This is a genomic window from Nocardia pseudovaccinii NBRC 100343, assembly GCF_001613225.1.
In the GTDB taxonomy this organism is placed as follows: domain Bacteria; phylum Actinomycetota; class Actinomycetes; order Mycobacteriales; family Mycobacteriaceae; genus Nocardia; species Nocardia pseudovaccinii.
The window spans coordinates 99,381-114,225 of the sequence record NZ_BDBY01000121.1 but is presented as its reverse complement, the minus strand read 5'-3'; the positions used below and the strand labels follow the sequence as shown (position 1 = coordinate 114,225).

Annotated in this window: 18 protein-coding genes; 11 read left to right on the top strand and 7 right to left on the bottom strand. The window is 63.0% G+C overall.

Annotated elements, in window-relative coordinates; genetic code table 11:
- The 4 genes from NP3_RS14745 to NP3_RS14730 form a co-directional block, all read right to left on the bottom strand.
- The coding region (locus tag NP3_RS14745) for an alcohol dehydrogenase catalytic domain-containing protein (protein WP_063041668.1) at positions 1-777 on the bottom strand (777 nt) is incomplete at its 3' end.
- A gap of 31 nt (positions 778-808) precedes the next feature.
- Positions 809-1,084: an AMP-binding protein gene (locus NP3_RS14740; RefSeq protein WP_063041633.1), complete on the bottom strand. Its 276-nt coding sequence runs from the start codon at positions 1,082-1,084 to the stop codon at positions 809-811.
- A gap of 95 nt (positions 1,085-1,179) precedes the next feature.
- Complete coding sequence (locus tag NP3_RS14735) at positions 1,180-1,647, bottom strand: acyl-CoA thioesterase (protein ID WP_063041631.1); 468 nt, start codon at positions 1,645-1,647, stop codon at positions 1,180-1,182.
- 297 nt (positions 1,648-1,944) lie between these two features.
- The gene (locus NP3_RS14730) at positions 1,945-2,727 is read right to left on the bottom strand and encodes a FadR/GntR family transcriptional regulator (protein WP_063041629.1); all 783 of its coding nucleotides are present in this window, start codon (positions 2,725-2,727) and stop codon (positions 1,945-1,947) included.
- A 364-nt stretch (positions 2,728-3,091) separates the two neighbouring features.
- Between NP3_RS14730 and NP3_RS14725 the strand changes: the two genes are divergently transcribed.
- From NP3_RS14725 to NP3_RS14690, 8 genes are read left to right on the top strand one after another with little or no spacing between them, the layout of a single operon-like run.
- Positions 3,092-3,811 carry an SRPBCC family protein gene (locus NP3_RS14725; protein ID WP_063041627.1) on the top strand — a complete coding sequence of 240 codons (720 nt, stop codon included), beginning with the start codon at positions 3,092-3,094 and terminating at the stop codon, positions 3,809-3,811.
- The gene (locus tag NP3_RS14720; RefSeq protein ID WP_063041626.1) at positions 3,808-4,620 is read left to right on the top strand and encodes an MBL fold metallo-hydrolase; all 813 of its coding nucleotides are present in this window, start codon (positions 3,808-3,810) and stop codon (positions 4,618-4,620) included. Before NP3_RS14725 ends, NP3_RS14720 begins: the two co-directional genes overlap by 4 nt.
- 2 nt (positions 4,621-4,622) lie before the next feature.
- A complete protein-coding gene (locus tag NP3_RS14715) occupies positions 4,623-5,390 on the top strand; it encodes an SDR family NAD(P)-dependent oxidoreductase (RefSeq protein WP_063041625.1) in 768 nt (255 codons plus the stop codon).
- Positions 5,387-7,723 (top strand): xanthine dehydrogenase family protein molybdopterin-binding subunit, encoded by a 2,337-nt coding sequence (locus NP3_RS14710; RefSeq protein WP_063041624.1) that lies wholly within the window; start codon positions 5,387-5,389, stop codon positions 7,721-7,723. Before NP3_RS14715 ends, NP3_RS14710 begins: the two co-directional genes overlap by 4 nt.
- Positions 7,720-8,445 carry an enoyl-CoA hydratase gene (locus NP3_RS14705; RefSeq protein ID WP_063041623.1) on the top strand — a complete coding sequence of 242 codons (726 nt, stop codon included), beginning with the start codon at positions 7,720-7,722 and terminating at the stop codon, positions 8,443-8,445. The genes NP3_RS14710 and NP3_RS14705 overlap by 4 nt, the downstream gene beginning before the upstream one ends.
- Before the next feature lie 10 nt (positions 8,446-8,455).
- Positions 8,456-9,298 (top strand): FAD binding domain-containing protein, encoded by an 843-nt coding sequence (locus tag NP3_RS14700; RefSeq protein WP_063041666.1) that lies wholly within the window; start codon positions 8,456-8,458, stop codon positions 9,296-9,298.
- A complete protein-coding gene (locus tag NP3_RS14695; protein WP_063041622.1) occupies positions 9,298-9,780 on the top strand; it encodes a (2Fe-2S)-binding protein in 483 nt (160 codons plus the stop codon). Before NP3_RS14700 ends, NP3_RS14695 begins: the two co-directional genes overlap by 1 nt.
- A gap of 49 nt (positions 9,781-9,829) precedes the next feature.
- The gene (locus tag NP3_RS14690) at positions 9,830-11,017 is read left to right on the top strand and encodes a thiolase family protein (RefSeq protein WP_063041621.1); all 1,188 of its coding nucleotides are present in this window, start codon (positions 9,830-9,832) and stop codon (positions 11,015-11,017) included.
- A 12-nt stretch (positions 11,018-11,029) separates the two neighbouring features.
- Here the strand turns inward: NP3_RS14690 and NP3_RS14685 are convergent, their stop codons facing one another.
- Positions 11,030-11,692 (bottom strand): TetR/AcrR family transcriptional regulator, encoded by a 663-nt coding sequence (locus tag NP3_RS14685; protein WP_063041620.1) that lies wholly within the window; start codon positions 11,690-11,692, stop codon positions 11,030-11,032.
- A gap of 233 nt (positions 11,693-11,925) precedes the next feature.
- Between NP3_RS14685 and NP3_RS14680 the strand changes: the two genes are divergently transcribed.
- From NP3_RS14680 to NP3_RS14670, 3 genes are all read left to right on the top strand, one after another.
- Positions 11,926-13,050 (top strand): amidohydrolase family protein, encoded by a 1,125-nt coding sequence (locus NP3_RS14680; protein ID WP_063041618.1) that lies wholly within the window; start codon positions 11,926-11,928, stop codon positions 13,048-13,050.
- An 11-nt stretch (positions 13,051-13,061) separates the two neighbouring features.
- Positions 13,062-13,301 (top strand): hypothetical protein, encoded by a 240-nt coding sequence (locus NP3_RS14675; protein ID WP_063041616.1) that lies wholly within the window; start codon positions 13,062-13,064, stop codon positions 13,299-13,301.
- 113 nt (positions 13,302-13,414) lie between these two features.
- A complete protein-coding gene (locus NP3_RS14670; protein ID WP_063041614.1) occupies positions 13,415-13,951 on the top strand; it encodes a PaaI family thioesterase in 537 nt (178 codons plus the stop codon).
- Between the two features lie 223 nt (positions 13,952-14,174).
- Here NP3_RS14670 and NP3_RS47940 read toward each other — a convergent pair whose 3' ends face one another.
- Together NP3_RS47940 and NP3_RS14665 are read right to left on the bottom strand one after the other, a co-directional pair.
- A complete protein-coding gene (locus NP3_RS47940; RefSeq protein WP_245720938.1) occupies positions 14,175-14,315 on the bottom strand; it encodes a thiamine pyrophosphate-dependent enzyme in 141 nt (46 codons plus the stop codon).
- Between the two features lie 118 nt (positions 14,316-14,433).
- Positions 14,434-14,838, bottom strand: coding sequence for a roadblock/LC7 domain-containing protein (locus NP3_RS14665; RefSeq protein ID WP_063041612.1), 405 nt, complete (start codon positions 14,836-14,838; stop codon positions 14,434-14,436).
- Positions 14,839-14,845: the final 7 nt, after the last annotated feature.

Here is a 14,845-nt window from a genome sequence, read left to right as displayed (position 1 = left end):
TTCGATCACGACCGCCGCCGTGATCCCGCGTTCGGCGATCTCCTGGGGAGAGTATCCGATCGCCCCCGCCATGCGCGCATGGTCGAGTTTGTCCGGGATCGCGTCGACGCCGATGACTTCGCCATGTCCAGCTGCGACGGCAGTAAGCAGCGCTGCCATTCCGACGCCACCGAGTCCGACAACCATTACCGTGTCGTCCGGTCGGGGTTGTGCCGCATTGATGATCGCGCCACCACCGGTCAACACCGCGCAGCCGAGGACAGCGGCGACGTCGGGTGGCACATCGTCATCGACGGGCACCACAGAGCGGCGGTCCACGACAGTGTGTGTTGCGAACCCGGAAATGCCGAGATGGTGTTTGACCGCAATGCCGTTGCGATGCAGTCGGACTCCGCCGCCGAGGAGTGTTCCCTCGTTGTTGGCAACTGTGCCGGGTGTGCAAGGCAGGCGTCCGTCAGTGTCACAGGCCCGACACCTACCGCAACGGGGTAAGAACGTCATGACCACCCGTTGTCCGACGGTCAGATCATCTACGCCGGGTCCCAGCCGTTCTATGCGTCCGGCGGCCTCGTGTCCGAGCAGCATCGGAGTCGGCCGGACTCGGTTGCCATCGACGACCGACAAATCGGAGTGGCAGACGCCGGCGGCCTCGACGCGGACCAGAATTTCTCCCGAGCCGGGTGGTTCGAGGTCGAGTTCACCCACCACGATCGGTTTCGACTGTGCATAAGGACGACTCCGACCGATCTGCTCGAGCACCGCGCCGCGTATCTTCATCAGTTCTCCGTTCCTGCGGGCCCAACCCACTTCAAGAGGTGGCGTCGCAGGTTGCGACGATCCCGGCTCGTGGCGCAACCAGATACCCCTCGGCGGCTTCGATGCAGTTGTCCAGGTACATCACCATCCGGTCGCCGTCGGTGACACCTGCCTCGATAAGGTGACCCGCCAGATGTGCAGTTCGGCTATCGACTTCGCTGTAGGAGACGGCCTTGCGCTCGTCCACGAACGCGATGTCATTCGGGCGCAACGCCGTATGTTGTTTCAGAAGTGTGGGGATGGGTGCGATCACGTCGGTGTGGATCATCAATTCTCTGTACTAATTAGTGGTAATTAGTCTACGGGTGGTCGAAGCTCGTGCCGGATTCCGAGCTGGAACGGCCTGCGAGCGTCGCCTCGTCGCTATGGTGCGTATTCCTCGAGTAGTGCCCGGATCTGGGTCGGTACGGCGGTGGGCTGGCGCGATCGCCTGTCGACATATACGTGAACCCAACGGCCACGAGCTGCGATTGGGAGCGATGCGGAGTCGACGTGACTGGTGATCTCGAACAGTCCGAGGTCATAGGCCACGCTGCTATGACCCAGTCGAGCGATGCGCAAGGCGACGAGAACATCGTTCGGGTAGGTGACCTGCTGAAAGTAGCGGCATCCGGATTCCGCGACAACGCCGAGGACGTCGGAACTCGTGGCATCGAACCCGGTCTGTTCGATGATCCAGCTGTTGATCGCGGCATCGAACAGTTCGTAGTAGACCGCATTGTTGAGGTGGCCGTACATATCGTTGTCGGACCACCGCGTGGTCATCTCGCGGGTGACGGAGAAGTCTGCGATACGCAGGGCGCTATCGTCGCGCTCCGCGGTTGATGTCATGGATCCACCTGTTTCTTCTCGTTGGGCGGTCCTGAGCTGATGTGCCACCCGCAAGTCAGTCTACAATGCTAACGATGATTAGTTAGTTGATTCGAACTGAAGAAGTTACATGATGCGCCTGGTCGGATTATCGGAGTGAAGCCGCGCAGCCCAGCGTGGAACCCGGGGGTCGGGCGTCAGCGATTCGTGGGTAGTGTGCGTCAATCACATACGCGGGCAAAGCTATGCGCGTGCACGACGATGCATCCTGTTGTGCGCGGGCATCTTCGGTGTGCGGGTCGATCCGAACGGCTTTGGTTAGTCCAGTAGGTCGACGATTTGGGTGGTGTCGTCGACATGCAACATGTATTCGCGAGCTGCCTTCATGTGTTTTATCCAGAATTTTTCGGCGCCTTCGCCGTCCTTGGCCTGTATGAGTGCGACCAGTTTCTGGTACGCGCGGAGGGCGCGTTGGTCTTGCGTGGTGAATTCGGCGTGTTTCGTCGGGTTGTCGTGGATGACCTTGGCCATGTGCTGGGTGAGGATCTCGGTCAGCATGCTGACTACGGCGGTGAGTGTTTTGTTGCCCGCCAAGTCGACCAGGTGAAGGTGAAACCGCACCGATGCTGCAGTGAACTCGGCGGGGGAGTCGACCAGCATCTTGATTTGATCGACTTCGGCCGCCAAGGCTTTGCGTGCTGCGGCATTGCCGCGTTCGGCCAGGACGCGGGCTGCGGACGGTTCGATCAGCATTCTTGCTTCGTACACGTCCTGCAGGCTCGTGCCCGATAGTGTGAGTAGAAGGCCGAATTGGGATGCGGCGGCCTCGGGGCCGGGGATCGTTACGCGGGCGCCGCCGGGTGGGCCCCGCCGGATCGTCACAAGCGAGTCTGCCTCGAGTAGTCGGAATGCCTCTCGGAGGGTGGGGCGCGATACTCCGAACATCTCGATCAGTTGAGGTTCGGTGGGTAGCCATTCACCGTCGCTGATCTCTCCTCGGGCGATCATCTGACGGATCCGGTTGGCGATCATCTCGGGAACCTTCTTCGGGCGCACGCGATCTCGCTCCGAGCGTGTGACGATCTTCTTTGCCGTCGTCACCCGTGCCTCCCAACGCCCTTGATCTTCGTCCGCGCCGACCCGATCGGGGCCGGGAGCTGAATATAGCTCATCTGGTGCCGACTGGCCGGTGGCGTGAGCGGCGGCAGCCTTAGCGTGACGGCGTCCAGCATCGATCGCGATTCGCTAGTTCGGATAGATCATTGCCATGTCTGCCGTTCATCATGCCATGGGGTGCCGGACGGCCGAGTCGCTGGCGAATTCTGTCCCATTGCATTTAGTTAATATATATTCTTGCGCCGTGGCGCCTGCGCCCGCGCGCTCTCGAGGTAGTCGCAACCCGCCGGTTGACACGGCCGCGTCGACCGTCGTACGTTGTACTAACGAATATTAGTTAGGGGCACTGGTGGAACTACTCAACACGTTCGCGGTGGATTGTCCGCTGGATCGGGCATGGGATGTTCTGACCGATGCCGGGCGCGTCATCCCCTGCCTGCCGGGGGCGGTGCTGGTGTCGGTGAATGGCGACGAATTCGAAGGCGCCATCAAGATCAAACTGGGCCCGGTGTCGCTGCAATACGCCGGGATCGGACGATTCCTCGAACGAGATGCCGACAGTTGGACGGTGGTGATTCGAGGCGAGGGGAAGGACGTCCGGGGCCAGGGCAACGTCGCCGTGACCATCACCCTCACATTGTCCGAGCAAGGGGCTGGGACGGAAGGTCGCGTTCGGACCGACTTTGCCCTGTCCGGTCGTGCGGCGCAATTCGGGCGCGGCGTGATCGCCGACGTAACGAACAAGGTGCTGGATCAGTTCGTCCGGAATCTCGAGGCCGAAGTGTCGGGGTCGGGTGCGGAGCGTCCTTCGGTGTCGGCACGGTCGGGTGCGATTGACGATGTCGAGCCACTGAACGTCATGGACACGATGAATGGCGTGGTAGCGAAGTATCTGCTGCCTGTGGTGGGAGCGGGGATCGCGGTGGCGGCCTCGGTGCTGCTTGTGCGTCTACTGACGCGAACCGTGCAGCCGAACCGGACCTACGGGGTCCCGCGGGCTTGCGGTCCGGAAGTTTCGCTCGCAATTCCGCACGTGATCGTTACCTTCAGCTCGGGGGTACCGGCATGAAGGTGGGTTCGATCGGCATCGTGCCCGTGCTGGATGGTTCCGGGCGTGAGATTGCCCGAGAAGTCTTGTCGAGGACAGGTGAGCAGCGAGATCCCTGGCTCGCCCACGAGGATTTGCTCGATTCGCAGGGCAATCTCGAACTGCAAGTCGGCGGCTACCTGATCCGTGCCGGTGACCGCACGATCTTGGTGGACACCGGAGTCGGCACCATCGACAACGGAAAATATCGCGGCGGACAGTTTCTGGAGAGCCTGAAATTGCAGGGGGTCGAACCGACGGATGTCACCGACGTGGTCCTTACTCACCTGCACTTCGATCATGTCGGGTGGGCTACGAAGAAGGGGATGACCGTCTTCGAGAATGCGACTTACCGTGTGCATCAGGCGGATTGGGAGCATTTCGTGGAAAGCCCTGATGCCGAGCCGGGGGCGGTTCGCAAGCTTGCGCCGCTGTCCGATCGGTTGGAGCTCTTCGGCGGTGACACGACCCTGGCGCCGGGAATCGATGTGAGGCATGCTCCCGGTCACACACCGGGATCGACGGTCTTGATCGTGTCGATGGGCCGGGAGCGTGCCGCGCTGGTCGGCGACCTTGCCCACGCGCCCATGGAATTCACTGAGTCGAACTGGCAATTTGCATTCGACTTCGATCCTGAGCAAGCGACGGCGACCCGTGCCGAATTCGTTGCCGAGTTCGCTGACACCGGCACAGCGGTGTTGGCGGCGCACTTTCCGGGCCTGCGCGCTGGTCGTTTGGTCACCCGAGCAGGCCGAATCGAATGGACATACGATATGGAAGAGACCGTCTGACAATGGATTTCAAGCTTAGTGACAAGACCGTCCTGGTGACCGGAGCCGGTCGCGGATTGGGCAGTGCGATCGGCATGGCGTTCGCGGCCGAGGGTGCCAACGTCGCCTTCCACTACAACTCGTCCGCGGCGGGGGCCGAGGAGGCTGCGAAAGAAGCCGCCGCACTGGGGGTTCGAGCCATCGCGGTTGGCGCCGATCTTGCCGACGGCAATGCGGTGCGGGCCGCGGTCGATTCGGTGAAGGCTCAGCTGGGGCCGATCGACATCCTTGTCAACAACTCTGCAGTGACGCAGAGCAAACCGTTTCTGGAGTCGACCGAGGATGATTGGGCACCGCAGGTCGGTATTACGGTTACTGGCACGCTTCGTATCACCCAGGCGGTTGCTCAGCAAATGGTGGACAACAAGGTCGAAGGATCGATCATCAGCCTGATGGGCGATTCCGGACGCGTCGGTGAATCGCGCTTGCTGGTCACCGCAACCACTCGTTCAACGACACTGGGCTTGACCAAGTCGCTCGCAAAAGAGTTGGCGCGATACAAGATTCGTGCCAACGCGGTATCCATCGCGCTCGTGCAGACCGGAAGCTTGGACGAGCACACAGGTAATGCGGACGACGAGAAGATGAAGCGGATCCTCTCGGCGTACCCGTTGCGACGTTTTGGTCGGCCCGAAGACGTAACTCCGACCATTCTTCTGCTCGCCTCGCCGCTGTCGTCGTGGACCACTGGTCAGGTGCTGTCGGTCAACGGCGGGTATGCGATGCCGTGAGTTCCCGGATCCCTGTGCACGGTGCGAAAGCGGTCGGCCGCAGCGTCCGTCGCAAAGAAGACGGTCGGCTGGTCACCGGCCACGGGCGGTATGTGTCCGATATCGACCTCCCGAGGATGCGGCACGTCGCTTTCCTGCGCAGTCCCTACGGCCACGCCGCGATCCGGTCGGTCGACGTGTCTGCGGCATCCCGCATGCCGGGAGTCCATGCCGTTTTCACCGGTGACATGTCCGAGTTCCGGTCGGCTCGACTCGTCGCGCAGTCGGCATTGCCGAGTTATATCGAGACGGCTCAGCCGATTCTCGCATGGGAGAAGGCGCGATTCGCGGGTGAAGCAGTCGCGGCTGTCGTTGCGGACAGCCGGTATCTTGCCGAGGATGCTCTCGAGCACATCGATGTGACGTACGAGGAACTGCCTGCCACTGTGCGGACCGGAGTCGTACCCGCGGTCCCTGTACACGATGAGGCACCCGACAATGTGTTGCTTCACCGCACTTTTACCGCGGGCGATGTGGACGCGGCCTTCGACGTTGCGGCGGTCGTGGTGGAGCGAGAGCTCACCACGAATCGCCACGCCGGCAATCCGATGGAGTGCCGTGCGGGAGTGGCGGTGTGGGACGCGTATGAGGACAAAGTTACGCTCTGGTCGGGCACCCAGATTCCACACCTGGTGCGAAACATGCTCGCAGAACTGCTCGGGTTGGCTGAGGGCAACGTCCGAGTGGTGGCGCCGGATGTCGGCGGCGGATTCGGAACCAAGGGTGTGCTCTATCCCGAAGACGTCGCGTTGTGTCTTATGGCCCGGGCGATGCGCGGCTATCCGGTGAAATGGGTCGAGGATCGCGCCGAGCATTTGCAGGCCGCCGCACACGCCCGCGACCACAGGTATCGAATGAAGGCCGGATTCGCTTCGGACGGAACCCTTTTGGCGCTCGATGCCGACGTCTCATGCAATGTCGGTGCCTATTCGGTGTATCCCTGGACGGCAGGAATCGAACCATTGATGGCGGGTGGGCTTCTGTCGGGGCCCTACCGCCTCGACAACTACCGATGCACTGTCCGCGGCGTCGCGACGAACACGGCGTACGCCGGTCCTTACCGCGGCGTCGCCCGGCCGGCAACCGTGTTCGCCATGGAGACCGTGCTCAACGCGGCGGCCGCCGAACTCGCCCTGTCCGACCTGGAGATTCGGCGCAAGAACCTGGTGCGGCCCGCCGACATTCCCTACCGTATGCCGAGCCGGCTGATCGACGACTCAGGGTGGTACGGCGAATGTCTCGAAAAATGTGTCGCAGCAATCGATTACGACGCCTTTGTGATCGAACAGCAACGCCGATCCGCGACGTCGGAGAACCCGATCGGGGTCGGATTCGCCTGTTACAACGAGCTGACCGGACTAGGGCGTGCGGCGGCGGCCGGACCGCGCATGCCATTCCGGACCGGCCACGAAGCCTGCACGGTTCGTATAGAACCGGACGGTACGGTGACAGTGTTGAGCGGGGTGACCGCACAGGGGCAGGGGCTCGAGACCACGATCGCGCAAGTCGTTGCGGACGCGGTCGGTGTCGAGTACGACTCGGTGAACGTGCGCATCGGTGACACCAACGAATCTCTCTGGGGCTTCGGGGCCTTTTCGTCGCGACAAGCCGTGATCGGAGGCGGCGCCGCACATCAAGCGGGACAGACAGTGCGAGACAAGATTCTTCGACTGGCGTCGGCGGTGTACGACGTTGCCGAGGTGAATATCGCGGACGGCCGGTTGTGGGGATCCGAGGGCGAAAAGCCGCTCGGGACGCTCGCCGAGCTGGCCCGTATCGCATACCTCGAGTCGAACAAGTTGCCCGAAGGCATCGAGCCGGGACTCGAGGCTACCCGGTTCTACGATCCCATCCGCGGTGCATTCGCGGCAGGCGCACAGGCGGCGATCATCGAAATCGACCGCGCGACAGGTGAACTCACCATTCTACGGTGGGTGTGCGCCGAGGACGCGGGACGAGTGATCAACCCTCGGATCGTCGATGGGCAGATTGCCGGCTCGATCGCCCAGGGCATCGGTGGAGCCATGTACGAGCATCTGGTTTACGACGATCTCGGCAACCTGTCCACTGGCACCCTCATGGACTATCTGATGCCAACCAGCCACGAAGTGCCCGAACTCACGATCGAGCATGTCTCCCAGCCTGCCGACAATCCGCTCGGCGTGCGGGGCGTCGGCGAGGGCGGCACCCTCGGCCCGAACGCGGTGCTGGCCGGTGCCGTGCGCAACGCCCTCGGCGTCGAGATGCTCGACCTGCCGATCACACCGGACCGAATCTGGGAAGCGCTGCAATGATCACAACCAAGCTGGACGGGGGTGTCGCCGTGATCACCATCGCCCGGCAAGAGAAGCGCAATGCCCTGGACCTCGAGCACCTCGAGCTGCTCGAGTCCGCGGTAGCGGCGTGTCTGGGGACGGGCACTCGCGCCGTTGTCATCACAGGCTCCGGCAGCAGCTTCTGCGCAGGCGCCGACCTCGACAGTGTGTACTCCCATACGTTTCGCACCACTCTGTACAGCATGCTGAGCTTGCTGACGGCGGCGCCGGTCCCGGTGATCGCGGCAGTGAACGGCCCGGCCATCGGCGCGGGGACGCAGCTCGCGATAGCGTGCGACCTTCGTGTTGCGGCACCGGAGGCGGTATTCGCCGTTCCGACGGCGCGTAACGGTCTCGCAGTGGACCCGTGGACAATCCGCCGGTTGGCGCTGCTCGCTGGTGGTGGAACCGCTCGGGCACTGCTGCTGGCATGTGAAACATTCGACGCCGAGCGGGCGCTCGGCCGCGGGTTGGCCGACCGGCTCGGCACCATCGGGGACGCTGTGGACTTGGCACATGAGATCGCGATCTGTGCTCCGCTGTCGTTGACCTACTCCAAGCGGGTGCTGGGCGAGCTCGAACTCGACGATTGGAGCGATGCGCTGCACGAAGAGTTCGGAAAGTGCTGGAACAGTTCAGATTTCGATGAAGCTCGGCGAGCTCGCGCCGATGGTCGGAAACCAAGGTTCACCGGAAAGTGAGGCACCCACGGTGAAGGCTGCGCAGTTCGAATACTGCCGTCCGGGAAGTGTCCGCGCTGCGGTGGACGCGTTACGGACCTCCGGTGGCGACGGGAAGATCATCGCTGGAGGCCAGAGCCTCGTTCCCGTGCTGGCGATGCGTTTGGGTCGCCCTTCGGTCCTGGTCGATATCAATCGCATTCCGGGACTTGCGCGCATCGAGTCGATCGACGATCGCACCATTCGAGTCGGGGCATTGGTTCGACACCGCAGTCTCGTAGAGCAGCGCGCGATGCCGCTGCTGTCCGAAGCCGCTTCCTGGATCGGGCATACGGCGATTCGAACCCGAGGCACGATAGGCGGCAGTATCGCGCATGCTGATCCGGCAGCTGAACTGCCGGTGGTAGCGGCGGCGGTGGACGCGAATATCCATGTTGCGGGTGCGGCCGGAACACGAACGCTTTCCGCCGCAGAGTTGTTCATCGGTCCCCTGGCGACTTCTCTCGGTGACTCGGACGTCCTCACCGCCGTGGACCTGCCACTTCCGACGCGATGGGGGTTTGCCGAACTATCGCGGCGTCAGGGGGATTTCGGGCTCGTCACAGTGGTTGCGGCAGAGGTCGATGGACAGATCAAGATCGCGATCGGTGGTGTCGGCCCGGTGCCCGTCCGTCCGAGGGAAGCCGAGGAGATTCTGGCCGGCGGATCGGCAGCGCGGTCGAGGCTGGCCGAGGCCGCCAAGGCGGCCGCAGTGGCTGTAACCGTCGGCACCGACATTCACGCTTCGGCAGCCTATCGCCGCGCAATGACCGAGGAGTTCACTCGCCGGGCGCTGGAGCAGCTGACAAGTTCGGTATCGAAGGGAGCTGCGTGATGCGGGTCGAGTTCACTGTTAACGGCCGTCGGGAGTCCGTTGATGTAGAGCCGCGCCGGACGCTCGCCGATGTGTTGCGGGAAGAGTTGGGGCTCACCGGAACCCACCTCGGATGCGAGCACGGTGTCTGCGGTGTCTGCACCGTGCTCGTCGATGGCGGGGCCGTACGCGCATGTCTGATGTTCGCGGTCCAAGCCGATGGCTCGTCAGTAACGACTGTGGAGGGGATGGCCGCCGAGGACGGCGCGATGCATCCCCTGCAGCGGGCGTTCTGTGACCACCACGGACTGCAATGCGGTTTCTGCACACCCGGAATGCTGATGTCCGCACTCGACCTGCTGCACCGCGTTCCTCCTCCGAGCCGGCAGCACATTCGTGAGGAGCTGTCGGGGAACATCTGCCGGTGCACCGGTTACTCCGGAATCGTCGACGCTGTGGAAGCGGCAGCGCGAGAGCTCAATTCGCTGTCAGAAGCCGATTAATGCAAGTCGAACACTAATTCAACACAAGACCACTAGCAGGAGATAATCGATGCAGTACAACGACGTTGCGATCCCGCTGGGTCAGGCTTGGTCGTCGCCGTTCGCGAAATGGCAAGGGGCGCTCGCGGAAACCTCCAGCCTCGATCTCGCTGTCGCGGTCACGTCGCGAGCGCTCGCCGACCGCGGAGTCGACGTGACGCGGTTCGATGGTGTCGTCATGGGATGGACTGTGCCGCAACAGGATCTGTTCTTCGGTGCCCCTACTCTGGCGGCCCGGCTTGGCGCAGTGGGCCTCACCGGCCCAATGGTCGGCCAGGCATGTGCGACCGGGGTAGCCGCGTTACACGCCGCCGCGGCAGCGGTGATGACCGGCGCGACACGACAGCTGGTGGTTGTCACGGATCGTACATCGAACGGGCCGACTCTGAGCTGGCCGAAGCCGAGTGGTCAGGGCGGTGCGCCGGTGCTGTCGCATTGGGTACTGGACAGCTTCGCCCGAGACCCGTGGGCGGGCGAATCGATGCTTGCCACCGCCGAGGCGGTTGCGGGCGAGAACGGTATAACGCGCGAAGAACTGGATGACCTGACCGCTCTGCGCTGGGAGCAGTACCAGACCGCGCTGGCTGAGGACCGGCGCTTTCAGCGCCGGTACCAGGTTCCGGTTGACATCGAACGGCCCAAGGGCGCAGTGACCCTCGAATCGGACGAAGGGACCCGATCGAAGGAACGCGCCGCAATCGGGGCTTTGCCGCCAGCCGGGCCGGGCGCCGTGCACACATACGCGTCCCAAACCCATCCCGCGGACGGGTGCGCTGGCGCCGTTGTGACAACGACTGCCGAAGCCAGGTCGGCATCGTCGGAAGGTGTCGTCCGCATCCTCAGCAGCGGATTCGCTCGCGCGGGCAGGAGTCGAATGCCGGAGGCTCCCGTTCCGGCCGCACGCGCGGCACTCGACGCGGCGGGTTTGGGCATCGGTGAGGTGCACGCTATTGCGACACACAACCCGTTCGCCGTGAACGACGTCTATTTCTGTCGTGAGACCGGCGTCAAGCCCGAAGACATGAATGTGTTCGGGTGCAGCCTGGTATTCGGGCATCCCAACGGCCCCACCGGATTGCGGTCTATTGCCGAGCTGATCGAGACACTACGGCTGCGTGGTGGTGGAGTTGGCCTGTTCACCGGCTGCGCCGCCGGTGACACCGCAGCCGCGATGGTTGTCGAAGTAACAGATCGGTAGGTCGGGACACAGTCAGTCCGCCAGCAGAGCGCGTGTTTGATATGAGACTGGGGCAGTGAGCATTCCGACCCAGCCGTCGACGTAATTATGCAGCTGCGCCTCGCTGATGCGATTGGTGCGGGCACTGGCGCCGAGTAGATTCAGCACACTGCTGTACAGCTGGAATGTGCGTCCTCGGCGAATCCGCTCGGGCAAGTCCTGCAGGGCCGCTTCGACCAGTTGCTCCATCCGGTCGGTGCTCCACGTGTCCTCGAGGTGATCCGGCCAGTAAGAGCTGCGAGCCTCGGGATCCTCGCTGAGCCGCGCCAGGAACGCGACGAACATCTCACCGGCCCGGATGCTATTGGCCAACGGCCGAACCATGAGCCAGACGACCGCGCGCGGGTCGGCCTCGGTGCCTTCGGTGCGCATCTGGTCGAGCATCACCTGCCGGTCCGCGTCGAGTCCGGCGAGTCGGTATTCGATGAGCGCTCTGACCAGACCTTCCCGGGACCCGAAATGGTAGCCGATCACCGATGAGTTGGATTGGCCGGCGGCCAACTGGATTTCGCGCAGCGTGACCGCATCGACGCCGCGCGCTGCGAAGAGGCGCTCCGCCGCTTCCATCAGGGCAACTCGTGTCGACTCGCCCGTCGAGTGCTTGCGGCTACCGGGGCGCTCGGCTGTTCGTGTCATTCCTGTCATCGAACCACTCGTTCCCGTGATCTCATGGATTCTAATGCTGAGATATTACATGTGCACCGAACATGCGGTAGCAGATGTCAGACGGCGCGGGAGTCCGTCACAATTTAATGACTGACTATTAAAAATGTCTGGACGTTGGGGCACGGTGGTGCCATGCTGGGTGGTGGCTGCCAGCCCGACGAACGGCACCAGGAAGCGCCCTCGAACCAATTGGGAGATACATAATGAGCAAGATCTGGACCAACTCTGGCGACTCGCACTTCTTGGAGCCAGACGACCTCTGGCAGAAGCGACTGCCCAAGCGTCTAGCCGATCTCACCCCGCGCGCCGAGAAGGAGCCCGACGGCGAATGGGAAACCGTGCACGTCGACGGGCAGTCCTTCCGCCGCAAGCTGCCTTCCTCGGCTGCGGTGAAGTTCATGGAGGAGAGTCACAAGCCTCAGGGGGTTCGCGACGCTCGTGCCCGACTCGGTGACCTGGACAAGGAAGGCGTGTGGGGCGAGGTCATCTTCCCGTCGCTCGGCATGTGGGCGTCGACCTTTCGTACCCCGGAACTGCTGAAGGCGTGCATGCGCGCCAGCAACGAGTGGGCGCTCGAGGAGATCGTGGCGGTGTCGGACCGCTACGTCGTGACCGCACAGATCTCGACGCTGGATGTCGATGATGCGGTTGAAGAACTGACATGGGCGGCGGAGCAGGGCTTCAAGGCGGTCTTTCTGCCGACCACCCCGCATCCGAGCGCCGATGACTGGCACCGCGACAGCTGGGAGCCGCTCTGGGCGACAGCCGAAGAGGCCGGCATAGTTCTGGCTTTCCACATCGGCACAGACCCCGTAGATATGACCACTGGTGGCGCGGGCCAGGTTTATCGCGGTCCCGGCGGTGCGGTGATGAACTACACCGAAACCACCTTCTCCGGTCAGCGTGCGGCAATGAAGATGGTGGCCTCCGGAGCCTTGGACCGGCACCCGAATCTGCGAGTACTGATTTCGGAAGGTGGCGCAACGTGGGTTCCGTTCCTCGGTGACCGGATGATCGAGGGCTACCGCCAGCACTACATGGCGGTACGGCCGAAGCTGGCACGCGATCCGAAGGAGATTTTGTTCACCCAGATCTACGCGTCGTTCCAGCACGACGAGACGGCTGTAGCCGCCTTCGACCATATGGGCTACAAGAACGTCATGTTCGGCAGCGATTACCCGCACATGGAAGGCACCTTCGGGCATACGCAGGACACCCTGAAGGGACTGTTCGACGGCGTTTCCGACGAGACCCGGCTGCGCATCACCCAGGGTGCGTTCTACGAACTGTTCCCGCACGTCCCACCGGTTCCGGCTGACGCGAACTGACGGAGGACACGATGACAACGGCGAATGAGAATCCGACCGTAGCCGATGACGAGAGCGGTCTCAACGAAAAGCCGCTGGAGTTCTTCATGGCCATCGCCAATACCGGCGGGTGGCACGATGGTCAGGCGGTGTTGCCCGAAGGCGACCACTACCGGGTCTTCTGTACCTGCGGTGAATGGGAGGTCCAGGCGTCTTCGCAAGAGGATGGCCTGCGCCAGGCCAGGATCCATACTGGCAGCATTTCCGAATGACAGCCGAAGGAGTGCTTCGTGCTCATTCCCGGTCGGGCGGCGGTTTCCCGGTAACCCGCACGTGCGGGGATCCGGGAGGGCCGAACCCCAGTGGTGGTACCGAATATGGCGACATGATCGCGGCGTTGCGGCACTTCCTCGACTCTGTCGCCGCGGCGGCACCCGACATCGCGACGAGTGCGGGTCTAGCCGCGGATCTGGCCGCGTGGTCGGAGAAACTGACGCCGCTGGCGGTCGGGGAGGGGAGTCAGATCTTCGCCAAGCGCCTCGATCTGTCCGGACGTGGACAAACTATGTCGCCAGAGTTCGTTGTCCACGACAGTGACCGCGAAAGTGTATACGGCACAGTAACTTTTGGCCGCTATTTTCTCGGCGGTAACGGAGCTGTACATGGTGGCGCCATCCCATTGCTGTTCGACGAGGTGCTCGGGCGTCTGTCCAATTCGGGTGGTCGAGCGCCCTCGCGAACTGCCTATCTGCACACCGACTACCGTTCGATCACTCCGGTTGGAGTTGAACTGCGGGTTCGTGGTTGGTTCGTCAGTGAGGAAGGACGCAAGCGAATCCTGCGCGCCGAGATCAGGGACGGCGAGGTGCTATGTGCCGAGGCCGAAGGGTTGTTCATCCAACTCAGGCCGGGCCAACCGTAACCCGTCGCAGGCGATTCCGAACCCCTTGATTCGCTGGCTGCGTCCCTGGGTGACGCCCGCGAGTCCAGGTGACGATTATCGGCCGTGTCGGCGGGTGTCCTGCCGACACGGCCGATACGCGATCCGGTGGCCTGGTCACGTATCGGCGCTAAAGGGTGGGATCAGCTACGGCCGAGATCTGGTTGTGGTCGAACGGTGAGGGTGTGCTGTGCGTACCCTTTCGTCACCGAAACCCACCGAATCTATTGCGCCGCACTGCTTCGTGCACGACTATCGCGCGCCCGGTCTTCCACAGCGACGCCAGGTTGAGTGATTTGTGGAACGCGCCGATATTGGCTGCGCCGTCACCGATGGCAGTCGGCACGCGTTGCCAAAGTGCCGCTCCATCGGCGACGACTGAGCGGGTGATACCAGGACATAGCGGAGCCTTCTGTCCCGGGCCGGGAGGAGTTCGACATCGATCGGGAGGTGGTCAGCGTGGTCTATTCGTGCCCACCGGGTCGCGGTGCGGCCGATAGGAAGGCGCCTAGTCGGTGAACTGTCTGGTTCATCTCGTACGCCACCATGCCCATATTCGCGGTCCCCTCGGTGAGCAAAGACAGGCATGCGTTGTCGCCGGCCGACGTGACGAACAGGATGCCGCGATCGAGTTCGATTACGGTCTGCCGGACCACACCGACGTCGAAATGGCTTCCTGCACTACGTGCGAGGCCGTGCAGTGCTGAGGACAGGGCGCAGAAGTGTTCGGCTTGTTCGCGCGACAGCTCGCTGGATCGGCTCAGCAGCATGCCGTCGGTGGAAAGCACAACGGCGTGGCGCACACCGGACAGACGTTCGACGAGGTCGTCCAGCAGCCAGTCCAGACTGGTTGTATTCGAAGACGTCACGGTACCT

What these genes read in the sequence shown, in the direction of transcription:
- NP3_RS14740 (WP_063041633.1), bottom strand. Translation starts at nt 1,084, where the DNA reads ATGATCCACACCGACGTGATCGCACCCATCCCCACACTTCTGAAACAA.
- NP3_RS14735 (WP_063041631.1), bottom strand. Translation starts at nt 1,647, where the DNA reads ATGACATCAACCGCGGAGCGCGACGATAGCGCCCTGCGTATCGCAGAC.
- NP3_RS14720 (WP_063041626.1), top strand. Translation starts at nt 3,808, where the DNA reads ATGAAGGTGGGTTCGATCGGCATCGTGCCCGTGCTGGATGGTTCCGGG.
- NP3_RS14715 (WP_063041625.1), top strand. Translation starts at nt 4,623, where the DNA reads ATGGATTTCAAGCTTAGTGACAAGACCGTCCTGGTGACCGGAGCCGGT.
- NP3_RS14705 (WP_063041623.1), top strand. Translation starts at nt 7,720, where the DNA reads ATGATCACAACCAAGCTGGACGGGGGTGTCGCCGTGATCACCATCGCC.
- NP3_RS14695 (WP_063041622.1), top strand. Translation starts at nt 9,298, where the DNA reads ATGCGGGTCGAGTTCACTGTTAACGGCCGTCGGGAGTCCGTTGATGTA.
- NP3_RS14690 (WP_063041621.1), top strand. Translation starts at nt 9,830, where the DNA reads ATGCAGTACAACGACGTTGCGATCCCGCTGGGTCAGGCTTGGTCGTCG.
- NP3_RS14685 (WP_063041620.1), bottom strand. Translation starts at nt 11,692, where the DNA reads ATGACACGAACAGCCGAGCGCCCCGGTAGCCGCAAGCACTCGACGGGC.
- NP3_RS14680 (WP_063041618.1), top strand. Translation starts at nt 11,926, where the DNA reads ATGAGCAAGATCTGGACCAACTCTGGCGACTCGCACTTCTTGGAGCCA.
- NP3_RS14675 (WP_063041616.1), top strand. Translation starts at nt 13,062, where the DNA reads ATGACAACGGCGAATGAGAATCCGACCGTAGCCGATGACGAGAGCGGT.
- NP3_RS14670 (WP_063041614.1), top strand. Translation starts at nt 13,415, where the DNA reads ATGATCGCGGCGTTGCGGCACTTCCTCGACTCTGTCGCCGCGGCGGCA.